Source organism: Paraburkholderia sp. SG-MS1 (genome assembly GCF_012275575.1).
Taxonomy (GTDB): domain Bacteria; phylum Pseudomonadota; class Gammaproteobacteria; order Burkholderiales; family Burkholderiaceae; genus Paraburkholderia.
Genome location: NZ_NPIH01000184.1, coordinates 1 through 4,566, shown reverse-complemented (window position 1 = coordinate 4,566; position 4,566 = coordinate 1). Strand labels below are relative to the sequence as shown.

The window sequence follows — 4,566 nt, the reverse complement described above, 5'->3', positions numbered from 1 at the left end:
GCAGTGATTTTTCGGGCGCGATCGCGCGCGCGTACGGCATCGAGACGCTGACGCTGAAGGCGCGCAACGTTGGCATCGCGCGTGCGAACGGCGCCGATCTGCTGCTCGCGGACGGCGCCCGCTGGCTCGCGTTCACCGACGCCGACAGCCGTGTGTCGCCGGGCTGGCTCGTCGCGCAGCTCGCCCTCGACGCGGACGCGGTGTGCGGCTCGATCGCGGTCGACGATTGGAGCGCGCATCCGCACAGCGTGCGCGAATACTTTCGCAAGACCTATGTGGATGCCGATGGCCATCGGCACATCCATGGCGCGAATCTCGGCGTGTCGGCGGATGCTTACCGGCGCGCCGGCGGCTTTCCGCCGTTGAAGTGCAGCGAAGACGTCGCGCTCGTCGACCGGTTGATTGCGAGCGGCGCGCGCATCGCGTGGAGCGCCGCGCCGCGCGTGATCACGAGTGCGCGGGCAGCGGCGCGCGCGCACGGCGGATTCGGCGATACGCTGGTGGCGTGGGCCGCCGCTGGGTAGCGCGCCCGACGCGTTCGCGCGGCGCGCCGGATTTGCTTCGGATACCAGAAGATCGAGACGGCGGCACGCCGCGAGGAGGGCGACATGATGGACGCAATCTTCATTCTGTTCGGCGAGGGCAGGAGCCTCGACCCTTTACAGATGGGTATGCGCGCGATCATCGTGTTCGTGATCGCGCTCGTGCTGATCAGGGTGTCGGGCCGGCGCTCGTTCGGGCAACGCTCGCCGTTCGATTCGGTCGTGGTGATCCTGCTCGGCGCGACGCTGAGCCGGGCGATCGTTGGCGCATCGCCGTTCATCGCGACCGTGGTGGCGTCGTTCGTGATCGTCGCGTGCCATCGTGTGCTGGCGTGGGCCTGCATGCGCTCGCGCAGGTTCGAGCGGCTGGTGGGCGGCGTCGAACGCGAGGTGTTCAGCAACGGCCGGTTCAACGCGCGCGAGATGGACGCCGCGTTGATATCGACCACGGATGTCGAGGAAAGCGTGCGGCAGAAAACCGGCTCACGCTCGATGGACGGCGTGGCCGCGGCGATTCTCGAACGTAACGGCGAAGTGAGCGTGATCCGCAAGGGTGCGTGAAAAATCGCTAGAGTAAAGGCGCGGCGTTCAGCCCCGGCCACCCCGGGCGATCTCTTCGCCGGCGCCGTGCGGCATGCGCAGCGTGACCGGAATCGATGCGAACGAGCACAGGCCGACCACGAGGAACGCGGGCCAGAAATCCGACCACATGATGCCCGGATGGCCATGCAGCATCCGTGACAACTGCAGCACGATACCGCCCACCGTTACGCCGAGGCCAAGCGACATCTGCTGCACGACGCTGCCGAGACTCGTCGCGCGCCCCACGTCGCGGCTGGCGATCTCCGCATAGGTCAGCGAGTTCAGACTCGTGAACTGCAGCGCGGGAAAGAAGCCGCCGAGCAACACGACGACCCAGATGATCCACGTCGGCGTGCTCGGGAAAAACAGCCCGCATGCCGCAATCGAGAGTCCAGACAGCGCCGCGTTGACCACCAGCACCGAACGGAAGCCGAAGCGGCGCAGCACGCTGGAGGCGACCGTACGCATGAACATGCCGCCGAACGCGGACGCGCAGGTGATCAGGCCGGATTGAAATGCGCTCATGCCGTGGCCTTCCTGCAGCATCAGCGGCAATAGAAACGGCAGGGCGCCAAGGCCAATACGAAACAGTGAGCCGCCCAGCACGCTCGCCTGGAACGTCGGCACCTTGAAAAAGCGCAGGTCCAGCAGCGGAAGTTCGACGCGCTGCGCGTAGGCGACGTAGATCACGAGCAGCACGGCGCCGATTGCGCACATGCCGAACGCGTCGGCGTTGGCAATCAACTCGCCGCCCACCAATGACAGGCCGAGCAGAAGCAGCACCGCGCCCGCGGCGGACAACAGAAAACCGATCCAGTCGAGCGGTCCCGGGTGCGGCTCGCGCGTGTTGGCGATGTACTTGTTGGTCAGATAGATACCGAGAATGCCAATCGGCACATTGATGAAAAAGATGAGGCGCCAGTGCAGATAAGTGGTGATGAAGCCGCCGAGCAGCGGGCCGGCCGCCGGGCCGAGCATCGCAGGTACGCTCAGATAGTTCATTGCGCGGATGAAGTCGGCTTTGTGGACTACGCGAAAGATGATGATTCGCCCGACCGGCACCATCATGGCGCCGCCGACGCCCTGCACGAAGCGCGCAAGCGTAAAGGTGGCGAGCGAATTCGACGCCGCGCACAGCAGGGAGCCGGTGACGAAGATGCCGATCGCGGTACGGAAAATCGTGCGCGCGCCGAACCGGTCTGCCAGCCAGCCGCACACGGGGATGAACACGCCGAGTCCGAGCACGTAGCTCGTCACGGCGATTTTGAGCGTGACCGGATCGCGCCCGAAATCGCGCGCCATGGCCGGCAGCGCGGTGACGATCACGTTTGCATCGACGCTCTCCATGAACATCGCACACGCAACGATAAGGGGCGCAATCAGAGCTTTTTCGGCGACGGTCATCAAGACGGGCCGCGACGGACGGTCGCAGACAAAGGGGGCATTATTGCATCCGTTTGGTGCGGATGGTTAATAGGCGGAGTAGTGATGGCGCCCTTTTCTCCCTATCGGGGTCGGCAGATGTGACCGTGACGCCACAGCGGCGCGACATTTTTAAAAGTTGTTGCAGTGCGGCAGGAGAAGACTATAATCGGGTTGTTACCTAGGTATAAACCCTATACAGGAGTCGCCATGAACACCGCTTCCAACGCCGTCGCCCGTCCTACTCCCGCTGCCACTACGCTGTTCGGCAAACTGCGCGCGCTGGCGCTGCATGCGCTGAACCTCCATCTGCAAAACTGCGCAGTCATGGCAGAAGCGCACCGCCGCCCGCTGTAAGAACGGCGCTGCGCGTCATCCTTGCCTCGAAGGCCGGATGGGCGCGAGTGAGCGTTGATCTGACGAGCACGCGGAAATCGCGTTTTCAGGTCGTTTGAGACGATGCTCAGCCGTCGCTCACCAGCCGCCCGCTTTGATAGCGGGCGTTGTGTTATCTGGGCCGGACCTAACCGGGGGCGGGCCGCGAGCCCAAGCCTGAGGGCCCCATGCGCGACTCGCGCGGGCCGTGTGACGCTTGCAACGCGCGTCCGGTCGTGTGCAGGTGCGTCCTATTCGTCGGCGCCGCTGTTCGACACCGCCGCCCGTTTTCTGGTCGCTCGCGTCGACAAGCTGCTGATCAGCAGCACCATCGACACCAGTCCCACCAGATAAATCCCGGCCATTGCCCAATCCTGTTCCGCCATCATCGTTCCCCTTCAAATACAGACATTCACCCGGCGCATCTGCCGTATTTCGCCGCGCCATTGCTTGCGATTACGGCACGGCGGGAGAAAAGCTTGATGCTGCGCCTGCTGTGTGAAAATCCTTCTGGCAAAAACAGGCGGGCACCGCACGGCGAATTGTCGGTAATAGGGCAGGGTTAACGTTTAAACTGCCGCACCCTGTGCGCGGGGTCTCGCGGGCAACGCCGAAACCGCGCGGAAAATATTCCCGCTTATCTCGTTCGATCGAACTAAATGCAGGCGAAATAGCCCGCGCTGTCAACCTTTTGCACGTTTTGCCGTTATCCCTTTGTAAATCGCCGGATCCGGCGACGCAGCGACGGACGATCCGTCGTCGTGACAGCTCCACGCAAGGCTCCCCGCATTGACCATGTTCCATCGACATAACAATAGCTTCGACCGGCCACGCGCAATGTTCGAACGTATCTCCAAGACGCTTGGCAACCGGGGAATCGTCTCGCCCATACTCGCCCTTGTGATTGGCGGATTGCTGCTGGTGGTTTTGCAGCACCTGTCGCAAGCGGTCGACTATCGCTCGGTGATGCGTCAGTTGCGTGAACTCACGCCCGGCGAGTGGACCGCCGCGCTCGGCGCCACCGCGCTCAGCTACGTGGCGCTGGTTGGGCGCGACGCCGTCGGCTTGCGCTATTTGGGCGCGACGGTGCCGCGCGTGGCGTTGTGGATCGGCGCGACGGCAGGCTCGGCGCTCGGCAATGCGACTGGATTCGGCGCGTTGACGGGCGGCGCCGTTCGTGCGCGCGTGTATGGCGTCGCGAATCTGACGCCCGTGCAGATCGGCCGCATGACGGTATTCACGAGCGCGTCGCTGGCGCTCGCGCTCGTGCTCATGACGGCGCTAGGGATGGTCGGCATCGCCGGTCAGCTCGCGCCGATGCTGCACCTCACACCGCTCGCGCTGCGCTGGATCGGCGTGGCGCTGCTGTTCGCGCTCACGCTCGCGGCTGCCGCGTGCCGCCGCGACACCCGGCCGGTACGCACGCTCTGGCACTGGCTCTCGTTTGATATTCCGGCGCGCCGCGATCTGCTCGCGCAAGTGGCCCTCGCGGTCGTCGACGTGGTGGCCGCTGGCCTTGCTTTGTGGGCGCTGCTGCCCCACGCGAACGTGAGCTTCGTCACCTTCATCACGGTCTATGCCGCTGCGATGCTGCTCGGCATGATCGGCCACACGCCCGGCGGCGTCGGCGTATTTGAAGCGGCCA

General features: G+C 64.6%; 5 protein-coding genes. 4 read left to right on the top strand and 1 reads right to left on the bottom strand.

Annotated features, from left to right (window positions below):
* Positions 1-524, top strand: a 524-nt coding sequence (locus CIC12_RS14205) for a glycosyltransferase (protein ID WP_168664732.1), incomplete at its 5' end; no start/stop codon positions are given.
* An 84-nt stretch (positions 525-608) separates the two neighbouring features.
* Positions 609-1,103, top strand: a complete 495-nt coding sequence (locus CIC12_RS14200) for a DUF421 domain-containing protein (RefSeq protein WP_168664731.1) — start codon at positions 609-611, stop codon at positions 1,101-1,103.
* A 27-nt stretch (positions 1,104-1,130) separates the two neighbouring features.
* On the opposite strand, the gene CIC12_RS14195 is transcribed toward CIC12_RS14200, so the two are convergent.
* Positions 1,131-2,528: an MFS transporter gene (locus CIC12_RS14195; RefSeq protein WP_168664730.1), complete on the bottom strand. Its 1,398-nt coding sequence runs from the start codon at positions 2,526-2,528 to the stop codon at positions 1,131-1,133.
* Positions 2,529-2,756: 228 nt separating this feature from the next.
* Here CIC12_RS14195 and CIC12_RS14190 point away from each other — a divergent pair, with 228 nt between their 5' ends.
* Both CIC12_RS14190 and CIC12_RS14185 read left to right on the top strand, forming a co-directional pair.
* Positions 2,757-2,903, top strand: coding sequence for a hypothetical protein (locus CIC12_RS14190; protein WP_168664729.1), 147 nt, complete (start codon positions 2,757-2,759; stop codon positions 2,901-2,903).
* 813 nt (positions 2,904-3,716) lie between these two features.
* A partial coding sequence (locus CIC12_RS14185; RefSeq protein WP_168664728.1) for a lysylphosphatidylglycerol synthase domain-containing protein occupies positions 3,717-4,566 on the top strand: 850 nt, incomplete at its 3' end.